Annotated in this window: 14 protein-coding genes, 1 tRNA gene and 1 pseudogene; 10 read left to right on the plus strand and 6 right to left on the minus strand. The window is 63.9% G+C overall.

The genetic code is table 11. The features are described from left to right. Positions 1-121: 121 nt before the first annotated feature. Positions 122-553 (minus strand): annotated as a pseudogene (locus GFD18_RS11400) (heavy metal translocating P-type ATPase); the annotation flags it as partial. 465 nt (positions 554-1018) lie between these two features. Next, positions 1019-3010 carry a S1C family serine protease gene (locus GFD18_RS06050; RefSeq protein ID WP_163198743.1) on the minus strand — a complete coding sequence of 664 codons (1992 nt, stop codon included), beginning with the start codon at positions 3008-3010 and terminating at the stop codon, positions 1019-1021. A 185-nt stretch (positions 3011-3195) separates the two neighbouring features. Here GFD18_RS06050 and tgt point away from each other — a divergent pair, with 185 nt between their 5' ends. From tgt to GFD18_RS06080, 6 genes are all read left to right on the plus strand, one after another. Beyond that, complete coding sequence (tgt, locus tag GFD18_RS06055) at positions 3196-4527, plus strand: tRNA guanosine(34) transglycosylase Tgt (protein ID WP_163198746.1); 1332 nt, start codon at positions 3196-3198, stop codon at positions 4525-4527. Positions 4528-4634: 107 nt separating this feature from the next. After that, positions 4635-5381, plus strand: a complete 747-nt coding sequence (locus GFD18_RS06060) for a nitroreductase family protein (RefSeq protein ID WP_163198749.1) — start codon at positions 4635-4637, stop codon at positions 5379-5381. A 143-nt stretch (positions 5382-5524) separates the two neighbouring features. Next, positions 5525-5607: transfer RNA gene (locus GFD18_RS06065), tRNA-Leu, on the plus strand. Between the two features lie 181 nt (positions 5608-5788). After that, positions 5789-6061: a hypothetical protein gene (locus GFD18_RS06070; protein ID WP_163198752.1), complete on the plus strand. Its 273-nt coding sequence runs from the start codon at positions 5789-5791 to the stop codon at positions 6059-6061. Further along, entirely contained in the window at positions 6058-6327 is a 270-nt protein-coding gene (locus GFD18_RS06075; protein WP_163198755.1) for a ribbon-helix-helix protein, CopG family, read from the plus strand. Before GFD18_RS06070 ends, GFD18_RS06075 begins: the two co-directional genes overlap by 4 nt. A 384-nt stretch (positions 6328-6711) precedes the next feature. Then, the gene (locus tag GFD18_RS06080; protein ID WP_163198758.1) at positions 6712-7974 is read left to right on the plus strand and encodes a hypothetical protein; all 1263 of its coding nucleotides are present in this window, start codon (positions 6712-6714) and stop codon (positions 7972-7974) included. Positions 7975-8062: 88 nt separating this feature from the next. Here the strand turns inward: GFD18_RS06080 and GFD18_RS06085 are convergent, their stop codons facing one another. After that, positions 8063-9358 carry an O-acetylhomoserine aminocarboxypropyltransferase/cysteine synthase family protein gene (locus GFD18_RS06085; protein ID WP_163198760.1) on the minus strand — a complete coding sequence of 432 codons (1296 nt, stop codon included), beginning with the start codon at positions 9356-9358 and terminating at the stop codon, positions 8063-8065. Between the two features lie 109 nt (positions 9359-9467). On the opposite strand from GFD18_RS06085, the gene msrB reads away from it, so the two are divergent. Next, complete coding sequence (msrB, locus tag GFD18_RS06090; protein WP_225432931.1) at positions 9468-10451, plus strand: peptide-methionine (R)-S-oxide reductase MsrB; 984 nt, start codon at positions 9468-9470, stop codon at positions 10449-10451. A 69-nt stretch (positions 10452-10520) separates the two neighbouring features. Here msrB and GFD18_RS06095 read toward each other — a convergent pair whose 3' ends face one another. Continuing rightward, positions 10521-11072: an NADPH-dependent FMN reductase gene (locus tag GFD18_RS06095; RefSeq protein WP_163198764.1), complete on the minus strand. Its 552-nt coding sequence runs from the start codon at positions 11070-11072 to the stop codon at positions 10521-10523. Positions 11073-11291: 219 nt separating this feature from the next. On the opposite strand from GFD18_RS06095, the gene GFD18_RS06100 reads away from it, so the two are divergent. Beyond that, positions 11292-11660, plus strand: a complete 369-nt coding sequence (locus tag GFD18_RS06100) for a GntR family transcriptional regulator (RefSeq protein ID WP_163198767.1) — start codon at positions 11292-11294, stop codon at positions 11658-11660. 118 nt (positions 11661-11778) lie between these two features. Beyond that, the gene (dcd, locus tag GFD18_RS06105; protein ID WP_100510334.1) at positions 11779-12360 is read left to right on the plus strand and encodes a dCTP deaminase; all 582 of its coding nucleotides are present in this window, start codon (positions 11779-11781) and stop codon (positions 12358-12360) included. On the opposite strand, the gene GFD18_RS06110 is transcribed toward dcd, so the two are convergent. Then, on the minus strand, positions 12361-13449 hold the full coding sequence (locus GFD18_RS06110; protein ID WP_163198769.1) for a LacI family DNA-binding transcriptional regulator: 1089 nt from the start codon (positions 13447-13449) through the stop codon (positions 12361-12363). 110 nt (positions 13450-13559) lie between these two features. Beyond that, entirely contained in the window at positions 13560-16589 is a 3030-nt protein-coding gene (locus tag GFD18_RS06115) for a cation-translocating P-type ATPase (protein WP_225432927.1), read from the minus strand. A 543-nt stretch (positions 16590-17132) separates the two neighbouring features. Here GFD18_RS06115 and rlmB point away from each other — a divergent pair. Continuing rightward, positions 17133-18131 carry a 23S rRNA (guanosine(2251)-2'-O)-methyltransferase RlmB gene (gene rlmB / locus GFD18_RS06120; RefSeq protein WP_100510336.1) on the plus strand — a complete coding sequence of 333 codons (999 nt, stop codon included), beginning with the start codon at positions 17133-17135 and terminating at the stop codon, positions 18129-18131. Positions 18132-18353: the final 222 nt, after the last annotated feature.

Raw genomic sequence — 18353 nt, forward strand, 5'->3', positions numbered from 1 at the left:
GCGATGCCGCGCCGCCACCGCCCGGATTCGTTCCGCCGGCAGCATCAGCGCCACCAGCACCACCAGCACCATCGCCATCTGCAATGCCCACGCCATCTTTCACGCCGTCCGCGGCTCCCCCGCCCACGCCCGGCAGATTCACCACGTGCGCGGTCTGCGGCGCCGCCTCCATCAACGCGGTCAGATTCCCTTCGGCCTTGGCCTGCGCATACTCCTCGATGGCCTCGCCGGAACTGATCATCAGCACCACGGCCCAGCTCGCCCAATACTCCTGCACGGCCAGGGTGGAAAGAATCGCGACGACGGCGAGCACGTCCACGCCCACATGACCGTGCCGAATGTCGTCAATCATGCCTCGCAACGTGTCGACGACCGTATACACGACCAGCACGATGACCAGCCACTGCCCCACGCTCGGGTCGACCACCCAGAACGGCCTCCCCCACGGCCGCCAGTCCCACAGTCCGGCCACGACGAATGCGGAAAGTATGGTTATCGGCAGCAACGGCACCTGCCGGCAGATGCGGCCGCACGCGCGAACGGCACGAACGATGATGTTGGATTCCCCGATGGGTTTTTCGTTGAGTTTTTCACCGAGTTTCCCGATGGTCATGTTCATCAGATGCTCCTTATGCTGGTTGTAGGGGGCCGACGTCAGTGTCGCAGCCACATCCCAGCCGGGAGCGTATGCGCGGAGATTTCCGCGATATGCCGCGTATCGATGATCTCGATGGATATCGAATCGGGTAGGACGTGATTGCGCGCTGTCGGCGCTGCAATAATCACGCCTTGTTAACCCACCCCAACGTGCGGCCGGCCGAAGGCCCTGGCCGCCGTTGTGATACACGGCGTAAAGATTTCGATATTCAATTATTTCGGTAGCCACCATACCAGCGGCCGGCCGGTGGACACGCCGGCGTCGGCCGTAAACGCGATTGCGACGGCACGAAAAACGGCCCGGGCAGTCGCCTGCCGGGCCGTTGTCGCATCAGCTGATGCTCACATCAACGATGGCTCATCACCATCCGAAGTTGAACGGATCGCTGCCGCTTCCTCCGTTGTCGGAGTTTCCGTTGTCGGAATTGCCGTTGTTGTCGGAGTTTCCGTTGTTGTTCTGGTTGTTGTTGCTGTAGCCGTTGGATTCGGAGCGGTTCGAGCCGTTGACCGCGCTTTCCTCCTTGTTCATCGTGACGGACAGTTCGATGGTCTTGCCGTCGCGGACGACCGTGAGCTTGACGGTGTCATTGAGGGCCGTGGCGCGGACGTATCCGAGCAGCGAGGCGTTGGAACCGACGGTCTTGCCGTTGTATCCGACGATCACGTCGCCCTTCTTGACGCCGGCCTTCTCGGCCGGGCCGCCGGAGACGACGCTCTGCACGGCGCTGCCGGCGCGGGTGACGCCGTCCGCCTCGGCGGTGTCGGTCTTGACGGTGACGCCGAGCGCCACGTGCTTGACCTTGCCGTTCTTGATGATCTCGTTGGTCACGCGCTTGACGAGGTTGGATGGGATGGCGAAGCCGATGCCGATGGAGCCGCTGGACGACGACGAGCTGGAGCTCGACGACGACGTGGCGATCGAGGAGTTGATGCCGATGATCTGGCCGGCGCCGTTGAACGTCGGGCCGCCGGAGTTGCCGGGGTTGATGGCGGCGTCGAGCTGCACGGCGTTGGTCACGATCTCGTTGTTGTCGTCATCCATCACGGTGACGGGACGGTTCAGTGCGGAGACGATGCCGGTGGTGGCGGTGTTCTCGTAGCCGAGCGGGTTGCCGATGGCCATGACGTTCTCGCCGACGGCCAGTTCGTCGGAGTCGGCGAACTCGGCGACGGTGAGGTCGCTCGGGGCGTTCTGCAGCCTGATGACCGCCAGATCGGTGGTGACGTCGGTGCCGACGAGCTTGGCCGTGTAGAGCGAGCCGTCGGAGAGCGTGACCTGGATCTGCGTGGCGCCGGAGACGACGTGGTTGTTGGTCACGATGTCGCCGTCCTTGGAGATGATGGCGCCCGATCCCTTGGCGGTGCCGGTCTGGCCGCCGGACTGGATCTGCGTCTGGATGGCGACGACGGAACCGGAGACCTTCTTGGCGACGGACGTCCAGTCGACGGCCTGGCCGGATTCGGCCTTGGCGCTGCCGGAACCGGAGCCGGAGCTGAGCGACGACATGGACGACGACGTGGGCAGGGAGACCCAGCCGCCGGTCAGGGCCGCGAAGCCGAGGCCGAGGCTGACAGCCACGGCCACGACCGCCGCGACCACGGCGGTGAGGACCGGGGAGATGCCACGGGCGTTGCCACCGTTCGGATTCGACGGAAGCGGACCGCCGTTGCCGTTGCCGTTGCCGCCATTATTGCCGCCGTTCGGCTGCTGGTTGGGATTGCGGAACGGGTTGAACGGGGAGCCGCCGCCATTGCCGCCGTTTCCGTTGCCACTGCCTGCCGCGCCGCCGTTGCCATTGGCGTCGGCGTTGGGCTGCTGGTTCTGCGTGGGCACCGGGCCGTAGGCGCCGTATTCGGGCGCCGGACGGTACAGCGGCTGGCCGTTGGGCTGCGTCGGCTGCTGCGCGCCGCCGGACTGCTGCGGCTGGCCGTAGGCGCCGTACTGCGGCGCGGACTGGTAGCCGGCCGAGGAGGTCTGCGAAGTCTGTGCCGGGGTCGTCGGCTGGGCGGGCGTGGCGCCGAACGGCGAGGGCACCGCCGGCGTGACCGGGGCCGAGGTCGGTGCGGGGAACGCCTGCGTGGGCTGGGCATCGGCGGCGGGGGGCGCGGAGGTCTCGGCACCCGAGGCGGCGGCACCCTGCTCGGCGCCCGCTGCCGCGCCGGCGTCGGCGACCGGCAAAGCCTCGGTCGGCTGCTCGTTGTTGCGCTCGACCGGCGTGATGGATTCCGTCTCCTGCTCGGAGGTCGGGGCCTCGGTCTGCGCCAGCAGCGGATCGTGCAATGCGGCGTCGGGCCTACGGCCCGAATCCGGCTGCTGAGGATCCCATGCGGGAACGTTGTTGTTTTCAGCCATTGTCACTCCTTGTTCGCTACATGGAGCTGGACGCCCATGTACTCGATGATTCCTGAACTATCTAAGAGTTAAGACTTCCCCTCTGGAAGTTTCCTGAATGTTCCTTGAAAGATATTGCCGAATACTCTCCCGACTCGCCCATATTTCCCACATGGCGGATTATCCCTTCGCTTAGAGTTGTACGTATGACTGACGTGACAGACCCCACCAACACCACCATCGACCTTGTGGAGCATCCGCGCGGCGCCGCCGAAGGCAAGCCCGGGGACCGCGGCGCATTCGGCTTCGAGATCACCCGCCGTCTCGACCCCACCGCCGACGGCCTCGGCCGAGGCGGATTCCGCCACGGGCGCAGCGGCATCATCCATACGCCTCACGGCGACATCAAAACCCCGGCGTTCGTGCCGGTCGCCACGCAGGCCACGATGAAGGCCATGCTGCCCGAACAGCTTGTGGACCTCGGCGCGCAGTGCACACTCGCCAACGCGTTCCATCTATTCGAACGTCCCGGCGAGGACATCATCGACGCGGCCGGCGGCCTCGGCAAGTTCATGAACTGGCATGGCCCCACGTTCACCGATTCCGGCGGCTTCCAGGTCATGTCGCTCGGCGTCGGATTCAAGAAGACGCTGGCCATGGACGTCACGGGGCTCAAATCCGACGACATCATCGCCAAGGGCAAGGAACGTCTCGCGTTCGTGGACGAGGACGGCGTCACGTTCAAATCGCCGCTCAACGGCGACATCCACCGTTTCTCCGCCGAGATCTCGATGGGCATCCAGCACAAGATCGGCGCCGACATCATGTTCTCGTTCGACGAGCTGACCACGCTGATGAACACGCGCTCGTACCAGGAGCAGTCGGTCGAGCGCACGTTCCGTTGGGCGAAGCGCTGCGTCGCCGAGCACCAGCGGCTCACGGCCGAACGTCTCGGCAAGCCGTATCAGGCGCTGTTCGGCGTGGTGCAGGGCGCGAACTACGAGGACCTGCGCCGTCACGCGGCACAGCAGATCGCCTCGCTCGACTTCGACGGCGTCGGCATCGGCGGCGCCATCGAAAAGAACATCCTCGGCAACATCTGCGCGTGGATCTGCGACGAGATGCCGGAGCTGCGGCCGCGCCACGTCTTGGGCATCGCCGCGGTGGACGACATCTTCGCGGGCGTGGAGAACGGCGGCGACACGTTCGACTGCGTGGCGCCCGCACGCACGGCCCGCAACGGCGCGATCTACACGCGCGACGGCCGCTGGAACGTGCTGCGCACCGCGCTGAAGCGCGACTTCCGGCCGCTTGAGGAAGGCTGCGACTGCTACACGTGCACGCATTATTCGCGCGCGTACCTGCATCATCTGCTCAAGGCGCGCGAGATGAGCGGCTGCACGCTGGCCACGATTCACAACGAGCGCTTCTTCGTGAAGCTGCTCGACGACATCCGCGCCTCGATCGACGGCGGCTATTTCGACGAGTTCAAGCGCGAGACGCTCGCCCGCTTCTACGCCAACGGCTCCCGCGGCTGACCGTTGCTTAGCGCCGGTTCCCAGCCACCGCCTACGATGGGAGCCGGCACACGTAATCGTCACGTATTTCGTCACCCGTATGGTTTTGGGGAACAGAAGGAGAACTCATGGACCTGCTCGAAGCGATGGAGGCGCGTCACGCCATCCGCATGTACACCGACGAGGCGGTCGACGCCGAAACGCTGGCCGCAGTACAGAACGAAATCGACGCCTGCAATGCCGAAAGCGGCCTGCACTTCCAGATGGCCCATGATCTGGACGACGCGTTCCTCGGGCTGAAGACGCATTATGGCCGGTTCAAGGGCGTGCACAACGCGATCGCGCTGGTCGGCGCGCCGGTGCCGCCGGCCGAAGGCGCCACCGCCGGCTGGGTCAAGGAGGGCACCGCCGACGAGGCGGCCACCGATCCCGGCGAGATCGCGCTGCAGGAGAAGGTCGGCTACTACGGCGAGCGCCTGGTCCTGAAGCTCGTGCAGCTGGGATTGGAAACCTCGTGGTCGGTGCTCGACAACGCCGATGCGGCGCCCGACGCCTGGTGGCGGCTCGGCCCCGACGAGAAGATCGTGTGGGTGCTGGCGTTCGGCCATGGCGCGCGCCCGGGCGGAAAGCACCGCACCAAGCCGATCGAGGAGCTCAGCCGCATCCCCGAGGGCACGGAGATGCCCGACTGGTTCCGCAGCGGCATGGAGGCGGCCATGCTTGCGCCCACGTCGCTGAGCCAGCAGCCGTTCCTGTTCACGCTGCACGAGGACGGTTCGGTGAGCGCCGAGGCGACCGAGGGCCTGTTCGCCCACGTCGGTCTCGGATGTGCCAAGTACCACTTCGAAGCCGCCTCCGGCCACCCCGTGCGCTGAGTCGCAGGGCTCGATTTTCGCGGAGGGTTCAACTCCCTCCGCACACGCTCCCGGTTCATCGTCCGGCTTCCCTTCCACGACACGCCGAAGACACACCTGATTTGGCATATTCAAAACCGCAGTGCTAAATTAATCACTTGTCTGCGAGCGTGGCGGAATGGTAGACGCGCTGTCTTCAGGTGGCAGTGAGTGTATGCTCGTGGGGGTTCAACTCCCCCCGCTCGCACGATTGAAAACCCGAATCGTTGGAATCCCAACGATTCGGGTTTTTTCGTTTTTAAGCACACCCGCCGCTACGACGTCGCCCAAGTCTGTCCTATAATCCGCCCCACGTCCTCCATGTATAGACAGAAGAATATTTTTGCAATACAATTTTGTATTACAAAAATGCATGGAGGCCTGCGCATATGGAAAACACCATCGTCCATCCACGCGTACATGAACGTCATCCGGACATTAGCGAGGAAGACGTTCTGGAGGCTTGGAACAATGTACTGCTGTCAGCGCCTCGGGACGACGGAACCGGATCATGGGTGTCCATCGGCATGGACGGCAACGGACGTCTGCTGGAAATGGTATCCGTCCACAACAGCACTGGCCAATGGCTGATCTATCACGCAATGACCCCACCGACGAAAAAGACCATGAAGGAACTCGGAGCCACAAGGAGGAAATCATGAACCGCGAGGAAATCAACAAGCTGTTCGGAGTGACCGACGAGCAGCTCGACCACATGGCCGGAGAATACGAATCCGGCAATTGGGAAGGAGTGGGACCGGTTGTTCCGGGGCGTCCACGCATCTACGACGAAGAGCTCGAGACCATTTCGTTCCGCCTGCCCAAGTCACGCGTGAACGCCATCGACGCCAAGGCCAAGCGCAATGGTGAAACCCGCAGTCAATTCCTCCGTCAGGCCGTCGATGATGCGTTGCTCGCCAATGCATAATCGACCCCCCCCAAAAAAAAAGAAATCTCATTTATCTTTTAATCGCACGATTGAAAACCCGAATCGTTGGAATCCCAACGATTCGGGTTTTTTCGTTTTTCAACCGACCATGCGCGAACAACCAACCATGCACAAAATCGTAAAGGCAACGGCATCGTGTTCCGTTCGATGTATATGAACGCCATCATTCAAGTTCCCATGGCCCAAGTTCCACGAGCACGCACACCCTTGAATCCACCCCTGAAGCCCTCACCGCTCCCCCATATGCTGAACGGTCGATGAACGCGACGCGAAATATTACGGAACGGCGGGAAGCCGCCATATCACAAATCACGCCACGCGGGAGAATGGTCATAGGAAGGTCATGACGACCGAAGGAGACTCGTGAGCACCGATTCCAGCCCGCATCCGTTCAACGACTTCGACCGCGCCAACAGCGCCGCCGACAATGCCAGGCCCGACATCAATGCTGCCAGAAGCAACGTTCCCGACAGCGACCTCGATGGCATCGACAGCAACACCGACAACGTCGCCTCATTCCCCGCCCCTTCATGGCAGGATGCCATCAAGCTGACGCAGACCGACCTGTCACAGCCCATCACCACCGGCCAGTCATCCCAACAGCCGTATCCGCAACCTCAGCAGTATCCGCAGCCACAGCTGCATATGGGTCCGCCGCCCACCGGCCAGCCAATCGCAACGCAGCCGCCGGCCGGCCAAGCTACGTTCCCACCACAACCGGCCGTAGTGCAACCCCAGTCCCAGCTGGCAACCGCGCAACCGCCCCTCTGGCAGCCCACCGTATGGACCGGCACCGACCAGCCCCGAGCCGACGCCGAGAAGGATTCCAAGGGCGAGGAGCTGCATATGGCCTGGTTCTACACCAAGTTCGCATTGTTCTGCTGGGTGTTCGCCATCGGTGGCCTCTACTTCCAGCTGGAGCAATATGACGGCCGAATCGCCCTCGACACCATCATGCCGGCCCTGCTTTTCGGCATTCCGGCGATCATCACCACGGTCGTCGCCGGCGCATCGTTCTACCGCTGGTACGGATTGCGCAGAACCAGGAACCCCTATCAGGGCCTTATCGGCGTGGTCGGCAAGGACATCGCCGCCGCGGTCGGCGGCAAATCATTGAAGATGCCTAATTACGACCAGGACGGCGATCCGGCCCACGACAAGATTCGTCGCGTATTGTTCGAGCCGACGGCGAATGCGACCGTGCGGTTCCCCGTGTTCATTCCCGTGGAACTGTGGCGGCGATGCGCCGAAATCGCCGAGCGCAACGCCACCGGCGGCAGCACCGGCAATAACACCGACTCCAACCTCACCGGCCTCGACAAGGCGCTCAGCGACCATCTCGACCAGATGGAGGCGGCGGGAAAAATCTCACCGTCGTTCCGCAAGCACCTTGACCAGAAAACGGATGGCGAGCGCCGTCATACCGCCTACATCGTGCTTCACGTGGCGAACGGACAGGCGTCGATCGTCGGCATTGATCCTCTTCGCACGTTCGAGCAGCGTGCGGAATTCGATGAGAAAGGCGCGTCCAAGTGCGTGACCGGCGGCCGATACGACGGCTATGCCAAGGCCATCATCATCGGCCGTCAGGCGGATGACCACGATTATCTGATGGCATCGCGCTGACCAGCCGCATCCTGATCGTCCGTGCCCTAATTCGTTCGCGATCTAACCGCGCCGGCCGCGCCTCCGGTACCGGCCGCCCGGCGCGACGTCAGTACGCGCCGGCGATGGCCTGATCGAGGTCGGCAATCAGGTCGTCGACGTCCTCAAGACCGATCGACAGGCGCAGCATGTTGTCGGTGACGCCGGCGGCGCGACGCGCCTCGGCCGGCACCTCGCGGTGGGTGATGTGCGCCGGGTCCACGATCAGCGAGCGCGCGTCGCCGATGTTGGGCACGTAGGAGAACAGTTTCGTGCCGTCGATGATACGTCGCACGTTGTCGGGGCTGCCGTCGACGAGGAACGACATGATCTGGCCGACGCCGTTGGGGAAGTATTTGCGCACGAGTTCATACTGCGGCGTGGTGCCGAGGCCGGAGTAATTGACTTTCGTCACGTGCGGGTTATGCGTGAGGTGTTCGGCGATGCGCGTGGCCGTGGCGACCTGCTGCGAGACGCGCTGCGGCAGCGTTTCGAGGCCGACGAGCGACAGGTACGCGTTGAACGGGCTTTGCACGGCGCCGAACGTGCGCAAATACTTGATGCGGATGCGCTTGATGAACGCGGCCGAACCGTATTTCTCGCCGAAGCTGTGCCATTCGCCGGCACGATCGTCGCTGATGACCTGCTGACGCATGGTGAACTGGGGGAAGCGGCCGTTCGTCCAGTCGAAATGTCCGCCGTCGACGATGATGCCGCCGATGGCGTTGCCGTGGCCGGTGATGCCCTTGGTGGTGGAGTGCACGACGATGTCGGCGCCGAATTCGATGGGTCGCAGCAGGTAGGGCGTCGGCACGGTGTTGTCGACGATCACCGCGATGCCGTGCTTGTGCGCGAGCGCGGCCAGCGGCTCGATGTCGAGGACTTCGGTGGAGGGGTTGGCGACGGTTTCGGCGAAGATGGCGCGCGTATCGGGGCCGATCTTCGATTCGACCTCGTCGAGGTCGTTGATGTTCTTCACGAAGTCGGCGTGGATGCCGAACTGCGGCAGGAAGTCGCCGAGCGCGTCGACGCTGGCGCCGTACAGATCGGTGGGCGCGATGATGCGTCCGCCGCCTTCGCCGGCGCACATGAGCGCGTAGGTCACGGCCGCCATGCCCGAACCGACGGCGACGGCGCCGATGCCGCCCTCGAGGGCGGCGACGCGGCGTTCGAGCGCGTCGACGGTGGGGTTGGCCACGCGGGAGTATTCGAATCCGTCGAGCTCGCCGGCGGCGAGGGCGTCGCCGCGCAGGGCGTCGCCGAGGTTGAAGGCGGCGGAAGCGTAGATCGGCGGCACGGCCGCGTGATCATGTTCGTCGTTCGGTTCGTATCCGGCGTGAATGGCCTGTGTTCTGAAATTCGTCATGACTTCTTCCCGGCGTCTCTCTATGACGTGCTCATTGTTCTCGTTGCGGTCATACACTGTGAGCATGATGAACATGACCGAACACGGTACGACCGAACACAGTATAAGCATGGCGGGCCATGCCGCAGAAGGCGGCACTTCGGCCGAGCCCGCTCCCGCCACCCAGACCGCCTATTTCGCCGGCGGCTGCTTCTGGGGCCTTGAACGGTATTTCCAGGAGGTCGACGGCGTGACGGCCACGACGGTGGGCTATGCGCAGTCGAATACGCCCGATCCGACGTATGAGCAGGTGTGCTCGGGCGAGACGGACGCCGCGGAAACGGTTCGCGTGGAGTTCGACCCGTCCCGCGTGACGCTGCGCACGCTGAGCCTGCTGTTTTTGGAGGTCATCGACCCGTTCTCCGTCGACAGGCAAGGCAACGACACCGGCCGCCAGTACCGCACGGGCATGTTCTTTACGGATTCGACGCAGCAGACGGTGTATATCGCCGCGATCGAGCAGCTCATCGACCGTATCCCGCAGCGTCCGGCCGTGCTCATCGAGCCGCTGCGCAACTTCCACCCCGCCGAGGAGCATCATCAGGATTATCTGGAGAAGAATCCGGGCGGCTACTGCCATATCCCGTTGGAGAAGATCCGCAACGTTCGCCGGCGTCAGAAGTATGTGGACCGTATCTGGGACCTGACGCTGGAGCAGTTCGCGGTCACGCAGCATGCGGCGACCGAACGGCCGTTCGTCAACGAATACGACCATACGTTCGAGCCGGGCATCTACGTCGATGTCGTCAGCGGCGAGCCGTTGTTCTCGTCGGCCGACAAGTTCGATTCCGGCTGCGGCTGGCCGGCGTTCTCGAAGCCGCTGCGCGCCGATCTGGTCACCGAGCATGAGGACGACCGCGTGCCGGGCCGGCCGCGCATCGAGATCCGTACGGCCGAAACGCAGATCCATCTGGGCCACGTGTTCGACGATGGCCCGGCCGAACTGGGCGGGCATCGCTACTGCATGAATTCCGCCGCGCTGCGGTTCGTGCCGTTGGAGCGCATGGAGGAGGAAGGCTACGGAGAGTACATCCCTCGAATCATGAAATCATGAAGCAGTAGAGCCACAAACGAAAAGCCGCCCCGAAGGACGGCTTTTCGTGGTTTCGACACCGAATATGGATTACTCGGCGATGAACTTGAGGAAGGCGTCGGCCTGAGCGCCGAGCTTGGCACGGTCCTCGTCGGAGAGGCCGAGCTCGCCGGTGCCCCAAGCTTCGGGAGCCAGCGTGACGCCGACCTGGTCGTCAAGCAGTTCGGCCTTGTTGAAGCCGAGCACCTCGGTGAGCTTGCCGCGGGTGCCGGCACCGGCGGACTGGCCGGCGACGGAGCTCAGCGCGATCTTCTTGCCGGCGAGCACGGAGGCGGATTCGGCCGGGAACGGCTCCAGCGGGCGGGACAGCCAGTCGAGCAGGTTCTTCAGCACGCCCGGGTAGCTGTAGTTGTACTCCGGGGAGAAGATCCACACGCCATCGGCGAGCACGACCTCGCGGCGCACGGCGGAGACGGCGTCGGGGGCCGGGTACTCGTCGTCCTGGCTGAAGAACGGGACGTTGGTGTAGTCGAGGAACTCGACTTCGGCGCGGTCGCCGACGAGCTTCTTGGCTTCCTCGGCGAGCTGCTTGTTGAAGCCGTTCTTGTGCAGAGAACCGACGATGAACAGAATCTTGGCCATGTTTCCTCCTACGAACTCACAAACACTTACCCATAAGTATTTGAATCGGACATATAACGTTTCGAATCCATTGTCTCGCAACGGGTGCCCACGATTTGCCCTGAGAGAATCGACGACCGGAACCGTTGAAATATCAACGAAACGGATTTTCGACTGTATTATTTAAGCGATACAGTTCGTTACAGTCACCACAGCAGCCAGTTTGGAATCGAGGACCGGATGACGTTCGCCATAGACCGCAGCAGCCCCACACCGGTATTCAATCAGATATACGTGCGGTTCGAGGGACTGATTCGCTCCGGGCTGATGGAGGCGGGATCGCCGCTGCCGTCCATCCGCCAGCTCGCGCAGAGCCTCGACGTTTCGGCGAATTCGGTGAAGCACGCGTATGAAGACCTGGAGGCGAACGGCCTGATCGTCACGAGCCCCGGCCGCAAGGCGCGCGTGGCCGAGCAGTCGCGTTTGGCATGCGATGTGCTGGCGGCCATCCAGTGCCTCGTCATGGCCGCGCACAAGCACAACGCCGACCTCACCGCCACGCAGAACGTAATCAGCACCGTCTGGGAGATGGAGCCGGAGGAGGACTGAAGTACCTACGGCGCTGCGGTTTCGAGGTTTCGGGCCGGTCCATTAGACTTAGGGCACGGAACATGCCTGCCACGCAATGATTGCGCACGGAAGAACACACGCGTAAGGAGAACGCACCATGCTGCTTAGCGACCACGACATCCTCGCCGCCCATGAGAACGGCAATATCTCGCTCGACCCGTGGACCCCGGAGATGGTGCAGCCGGCGTCGGTGGATGTGCGTCTCGACCGCTTCTTCCGCGTGTTCAACAGCCACAAGTACACGTATGTGGACCCGGCCGAGAACCAGGGCGACCTGACCGAGCAGTTCGAGGTGCCGGCGGACGAGCCGTGGATCCTGCACCCCGGCGAGTTCATCCTCGGCTCCACCTGGGAGTACGTGAAGCTCGACGCCTCCATCGCCGCCCGCCTTGAGGGCAAGAGCTCGCTCGGCCGCCTCGGCATCCTCACCCACTCCACCGCTGGATTCATCGACCCCGGCTTCGAGGGCCATATCACGCTGGAGCTTTCGAATGTAAGCACGCTTCCCGTGAAACTGTGGCCGGGCATGAAGATCGGCCAGATGTGCTTCTTCTCGCTGAGCTCCCCCGCCGACAACCCGTACGGCTCCGGCAAGCTCGGCTCGCACTACCAGGGCCAGCGCGGCCCGACCCCGAGCCGTTCGTACATCAACTTCTACCGCGCGGACGTGAACGACTGATCACTTCTCGTCGTAGGGCGAGGAGCGCCAGAAGAGCTCGGGCTTGAGCAGCCGGTGCCAGCGCTCGTCGCTCGTCACCGGCTGACCGTCGAGAATATCGCAGGTCATGCGCAGCAACTCCTTGGCCACCACGTCGAGCGGCTGCTGGATCGACGGGAACGAGAACGCCTTCGCGATCGCCGAATTGTCGAATCCGGTGACCAATACCGGGCGGGAAAGAATGTTCACGTCGGGATTGCCGTCGATCACGGCATGCTTGACGATGTGGCTGATGCTGGAAAGCGCGCCGACCGCAAGATTGTCGGACGGGCAGACGATGGCGTCGAGCCCCGGATGCCGCTTATACAGCTCGGCCGCGGCCTCCTCGCCGGCACGCATGGCCTCGACGGTGCCGATGGCCCATGAATCCAGCGGCTGACCCTCATACATGCCGTCGGCAATCAGACCAGCCTCGTCAAGCGCGTCACGCCAGCCGGAGTAACGGTTGATGGCGGTGCCCGTACCGGAATTCCATCCGATGTAGCCGATGCGCCGGCGCCCGGCGTCGATCAGCCGATGCGTCATTTCCTTGATGGCGCTATAACCATCGACATCCACCCACGGAATCTTCGCGGCGGTCTCCTCGTCGATGTTCCACGGGCGGCCGAACAGCACGAACGGCTGCTTGTGATCGATCAGCCACTGCGGGCGGGTGTCGCCCACCTCAAGCTCGTTGAGGATGATCATATCGACGTCGGACTGCTCCATCAGGCTTTCGATGTGCCTGAGCTCGCCGGCCTCGTCGATGCGTGGGTACAGCATGATCTGCTTGCCGTCGTTGTTGGCCTCGGCGGCAAGCAGATGCAGGAACGCATCGAAGATCGGCGACGGCGCGCGATGGGCGCCGGCCGCGATGCCGACCGCCACGACGTCCGACCGTCCGGAACGCAGGCGCCGGGCCGAGGCGTTCGGCTTGTATCCAAGCTCCTTGATGGCCGCCTGTATCTTGGCCCGCGTGGATTCGGAGACGATGTCCGGGGAGTTGATGGCGTTCGATACCGTCTGGTGCGAGACACCGGCCCTGCGCGCCACATCACGGATGCTGACCATATGTTCACCTCTGTTTCGTTATCGGCGGCTATCGAAACCGTTTAACACTGCCACCGATTATCCCACAGGATGTGAACGTTCTAGTAGCGTTGCCGCAACATGCAACAAACTCACACGTGACGCCTCGACACCATACGCAGTACGAGCTTGTAGAGTTCGCTGCCCACGAGCACGAAAGCGGCGAGTCCGAGGCATTCGAGCCACTGATGCGGATCGAGCGGCGTGGTGCCGAAGGCGACGTTCAGCGCCGGCACATAGATGACCACGAGCTGCAACGCCACCGACAGCGCGATCGCACCCCACAGCCACTTGTTCGTGAACATGCCCTTGAACGCGGTCTGCGTGGCCGACCTTGCGGCGAGCGCGTTGAACAGCTGCGCGAACACGAGGATGGTGAAGCCTATGGTGCGCGCCATCACGATCTGCTCGTCGTGGGTGGCGCCCATGGCCGAGTCGTCGGTGAGCAGTCCGCCGGGCAGGTACAGGTCCATGCCGATGAGCGTCACGGCGGCCATGAGCAGGCCGACGACGATGACGTCGCTCCACATTCGCGCGTCGATCACGCGGTCGCCGGGCTTGCGTGGCTTGCGGTTCATCACGTTTTCGATGGAGGGGTCGACGCCCATGGCCATGGCGGGCGCGGCGTCGGTGAGCAGGTTGATCCACAGCAGCTGCACGGCGAGCAGCGGCACGGTCACGCTTTCCGCGCCCGGCTCGCTGATGCCGAGGAATCCGGCGAGCAGCACGCCGCCGAACACGGTGAGCACTTCGCCCATGTTGGAGCTGAGCAGGTACCGCAGGAACTTGCGGATGTTGTCGAAGATGGAACGGCCTTCCCGCACGGCGGCCACGATGGTGGCGAAGTTGTCGTCCGTCAGGATCATCTTCGCGGATTCCTTGGTCACTTCGGTGCCGGTGATGCCCATGGCCACGCCGATGTCCGCGGATTTCACGGCGGGGGCGTCGTTCACGCCGTCGCCGGTCATGGCCACGATCTCGCCTTGCGACTGCAATGCGTCGACGATCTTCATCTTGTGTTCGGGGGCGACTCGTGCATACACGGAGACGTCGCGAACGGCCTTGTCGAATGCTTCCGGTCCGAGTCGGTCGAGGTCGTCACCGGTCAGCGCGGTGCCGGATTCGTCGATGATGCCGAGGTCCTTGGCGATGCGCGCCGCAGTGAGCGGATGGTCGCCGGTGATCATGACGGTACGTACGCCGGCCGCGTGCGCTTCGGCCACGGCGTCGCGCACCTCGGTGCGCGGCGGGTCGATGATGCCGACCATACCGGCCCATATCATGTCGCGTTCGATGACGTCCGCCTGGTCGGCGATGTCGACGGCGAGCGCGCCGGAACCATCCAGCTGAACGCCGTCGATGGCTTCAAGCGAGTTCACGCCCAACGGCCGGTATGCGGAGCCGAGCGTGCGGTACGCCTCTCCGGAGAGTCGTTCGACGTCGTCGAGGATTCGGCGGCGGTCGTCGTCGGCAAGCGGCCGCACCGCTCCCCCGACCGCGATGCGCGAACAGTACGAAAGCAGGACGTCCGGCGCGCCCTTGGCGTATGCGGTCAGCTGACCGCTCGCGCCGCCGACGGAATCCGCGTCCGGTGCGATAACGGTCATGCGTTTGCGGTCGGAGGTGAAGGGAATCTCCGCCGCGCGAACCAGGCTTTCGGAATCCCTCACGTCATTCCGACGAATCTTCCTGTCCCCCACGATCAACGCGACCTCGGTGGGGTCGCCGACGATGCTGCCATCGTCGTTCAGCTGCCCGTTGTTGGCGATGGCGCCGATACGCAGCACGGCCGCCGACTCATCGAATCGCACGGCATCGTCGCCGGTGTCATTGGCGCCATCGGCACCATCCGCAGAAAGAACACGACCATTCAGATCGGTCATCTCGCCGACCGGTTCGTATCCGGTGCCGGTGAGCAATACCTCGCCGGAGGGCGTGACCACACGTTGCACGGTCATCTCGTTGCGCGTCAACGTACCGGTCTTGTCGGAACAGATGACGGACGCCGACCCCAGCGTCTCCACCGAGGAGAGCTTCTTCACGATGGCGTGATGCCGGGCCATGCGCTGCACGCCAAGCGCCAGCACGACAGTGAGGATCGCCGCCAGGCCTTCGGGCACGGCGGCCACGGCCAGTGAGACGGCGAGCAGCAGCGATTCGATGATGTCCTGCGTGGAGTTGAAGCCGTAGACGACGGCCAGCAGCACAAGTACGAGCACGGCGATGGCGCACACCGCCAGTCCGAGCACCTTGGAGACGAACGCGATCTCCTTCTGCAGCGGCGTCGGCTCCTCCTTCTGTTCGGAGAGCATGCCGGCGATCTTGCCCACCTGCGTGTTCATGCCGGTGGCGGTCACGATGAACCGGCCGGTTCCCTGCGTCACCGACGTGCCGTTGAACACCATGTTCGTCCGGTCGCCTAACGCTGCGGCCGCAGCCAACGTCCCCGCGTTCTTGGTCACGGGCACGGATTCGCCGGTCAGCGAGGCCTCGGCCACATGCAGCGCTGCGGCCGCGAACAACCGGCCGTCCGCAGCCACGGTGTCGCCTTCGGCGAGCACCACCACGTCGCCCGGCACCACGTCGGAGGTCGGCACGGACACGGCCACGCCGTCGCGCAATACGGTGGCGTGGGCGGCGGCCATGCGCGAGAGCGCGGCCACCGCCTGCTCGGCCTTGGCCTCCTGCGCGTAGCCGAGCACGGCGTTCACGATGAGGATCAATACGATGACGATGCAGTCGAACGGCAGCTTCTCCGCCTCGGCGGGATTGCTCGCCCGCTCGATGAACCATGCGACCAGCGAAATAGCCGTGGCCGCAAGCAGCAGGTACACCAACGGGTCGTTGAACTGCGCGAGGAACTTCCTCCACCTGGGCACGGGAGGCGCACCCGCGAGCTGATTCGGCCCGAACTTCTCCAATCGTCGGGCGGCCTCGGCGGCGCCCAATCCCCGTTCGATGTCGGTGTGCAGCGCCGCGGCCACATCGTTCGCGGTGGCCAAGGACGGATCGTCGGGCACATGGAAATCGGCGTTGGCCCCGGTTGTTTTCGCATCGTTCGGCGCATCGGTCTGGTTCGGCGCCGGAGCGCCGGTCCGTTCGGTCGTCATGATCTCGGTCATGATATCCCCTTTGGGTTCCGCCGCAGAGTAGTCAATCCCCCGGAATCGGGACCATCGTCGGACCGCCGTCGCTGTTGCCGGCCGGCTCCGTCGGTATCGTCCCGCATCCCACGAAATTGTGCGGATACCTTCCCCGCGCCATACTGCACGCGCGGTTACCGGTATTCTATCGGCCGACAACATCCAACACGACTGACAGTTATGCAGATTCTGTCGTTTTGCCGCATCACGCGGCATCCGCCGTGCGCCATATGGCCCAGAAGCTCCCGCCGTACCATATCCAGCGCGTCAAGCAATACGACAACCCGCCGATTCCTGTCCATTGCGCCGCTTCAAAACGTGGATTATAAACAAAACCACGGCGCCAACAATGGCGTTGACGCCGGCCAAAACATCCCATCGGCCGCACGGAAAACCGGCGGCAGGCCCGCAACCGCGAAATCCCGTAACGGCTCAAGGCATCGCGCCGATCGGCGAAAACCCCACAGAACCCCTACGCCAAACGCCGAATCCTACGGAACCCCTTGTGGGACAATGGAATCTATGGCTATGAAGAAAGGGCCGACCAAGGGGTCTGGCGGAAAACATCGTAATAAGCTGCGCGGGCATGGGCCCACTCCCAAGGCCGAGGACCGCGTGTACCACAAGGCATACCGGGCCAAGAAGGCGGCCGACCGCCGCAAGATGGCCGATCCTCGTCTGGCGGCGAAGCGTCGCGCGGCGAAGTTCACTTCGGATTCCGATGATCTGGTCATCGGCCGCAACTCGGTGCTCGAGGCGCTGCGCGTAGGCGTTCCCGCGAAGGAACTGTACATCGCGGCCCGCATCGAGCACGACGACCGCACGCGCGAGATCGTGCGTCTGGCGGGTGCCCACGGCCTGCATCTGCTCGAGGCCGACCGTCTGGAGATCGACCGCATCGCGCGTTCGAGCAATCATCAGGGCGTGGTGCTCAAGGCCATGCCGTACCAGTATCATTCGCTGCAGGAGCTGGCCGACCGCGCCGACAAGAAGGCCCGTGCCATGGAGGCCGCCGGTCCCGCCGCGCAGATCAAGGCCCGCCCGCTGTTCATCGCGCTCGATGGCGTGACCGATCCGCAGAACCTCGGCGCCGTCATCCGTTCGGCCGCCGCGTTCGGCGCCAACGGCGTGATTCTGCCGGAACGTCGCTCCGCCTCGGTGACGGCCGCCGCGTGGAAGGTTTCCGCCGGCGCCGCCGCGCATATGCCGGTCGCCCGCGTCGTGAACCTCACCAAGGCCATCGAAAGCCTGAAGGAACGCGGCTACTACGCCGTCGGTCTGGACGGTGGCGGCGACGCGCTCGTCGGCGAGACCAACTTCGAGACCGATCCTCTCATCGTGGTGCTCGGCTCGGAGGGCAAGGGCCTGAGCCGTCTGGTCCGCGAGGCCTGCGACTCCATCGCCGGCATCCCGATCACGTCGATGGTCGAATCGCTCAACGCCTCCGTGGCCGCGGGCATCAGCCTCTACGCCGTGGCCCGCGCCCGCCGCGAGGCCGCCGCAGCCGCCGCTGCGAAGTAAGGAACGGCGGAACGCCACCGCAAAACACATCGATCACATCGGTGCGGGAAACCACGCAATATGCCCCATGTCGCATCACGCGGCATGGGGCATATTCGGTTCCTGTTCGTCGTATCACTACAACCAACAGGAACCCATCAGCCAATACGGTTCCCATCCGTCGCGCATTCACGAACGAACAGGAATCATACGACGGCTACGGTTCCCATCCGTTCCTGTCCA

Origin of the sequence: Bifidobacterium saimiriisciurei (assembly GCF_010667655.1) — a bacterium.
Classification (GTDB): Bacteria; Actinomycetota; Actinomycetes; order Actinomycetales; family Bifidobacteriaceae; genus Galliscardovia; species Galliscardovia saimiriisciurei.

What these genes read in the sequence shown, in the direction of transcription:
- GFD18_RS06050 (WP_163198743.1), bottom strand. Translation starts at nt 3,010, where the DNA reads ATGGCTGAAAACAACAACGTTCCCGCATGGGATCCTCAGCAGCCGGAT.
- tgt (WP_163198746.1), top strand. Translation starts at nt 3,196, where the DNA reads ATGACTGACGTGACAGACCCCACCAACACCACCATCGACCTTGTGGAG.
- GFD18_RS06060 (WP_163198749.1), top strand. Translation starts at nt 4,635, where the DNA reads ATGGACCTGCTCGAAGCGATGGAGGCGCGTCACGCCATCCGCATGTAC.
- GFD18_RS06070 (WP_163198752.1), top strand. Translation starts at nt 5,789, where the DNA reads ATGGAAAACACCATCGTCCATCCACGCGTACATGAACGTCATCCGGAC.
- GFD18_RS06075 (WP_163198755.1), top strand. Translation starts at nt 6,058, where the DNA reads ATGAACCGCGAGGAAATCAACAAGCTGTTCGGAGTGACCGACGAGCAG.
- GFD18_RS06085 (WP_163198760.1), bottom strand. Translation starts at nt 9,358, where the DNA reads ATGACGAATTTCAGAACACAGGCCATTCACGCCGGATACGAACCGAAC.
- msrB (WP_225432931.1), top strand. Translation starts at nt 9,468, where the DNA reads ATGGCGGGCCATGCCGCAGAAGGCGGCACTTCGGCCGAGCCCGCTCCC.
- GFD18_RS06095 (WP_163198764.1), bottom strand. Translation starts at nt 11,072, where the DNA reads ATGGCCAAGATTCTGTTCATCGTCGGTTCTCTGCACAAGAACGGCTTC.
- GFD18_RS06100 (WP_163198767.1), top strand. Translation starts at nt 11,292, where the DNA reads ATGACGTTCGCCATAGACCGCAGCAGCCCCACACCGGTATTCAATCAG.
- dcd (WP_100510334.1), top strand. Translation starts at nt 11,779, where the DNA reads ATGCTGCTTAGCGACCACGACATCCTCGCCGCCCATGAGAACGGCAAT.
- GFD18_RS06110 (WP_163198769.1), bottom strand. Translation starts at nt 13,449, where the DNA reads ATGGTCAGCATCCGTGATGTGGCGCGCAGGGCCGGTGTCTCGCACCAG.
- GFD18_RS06115 (WP_225432927.1), bottom strand. Translation starts at nt 16,589, where the DNA reads ATGACCGAGATCATGACGACCGAACGGACCGGCGCTCCGGCGCCGAAC.
- rlmB (WP_100510336.1), top strand. Translation starts at nt 17,133, where the DNA reads ATGGCTATGAAGAAAGGGCCGACCAAGGGGTCTGGCGGAAAACATCGT.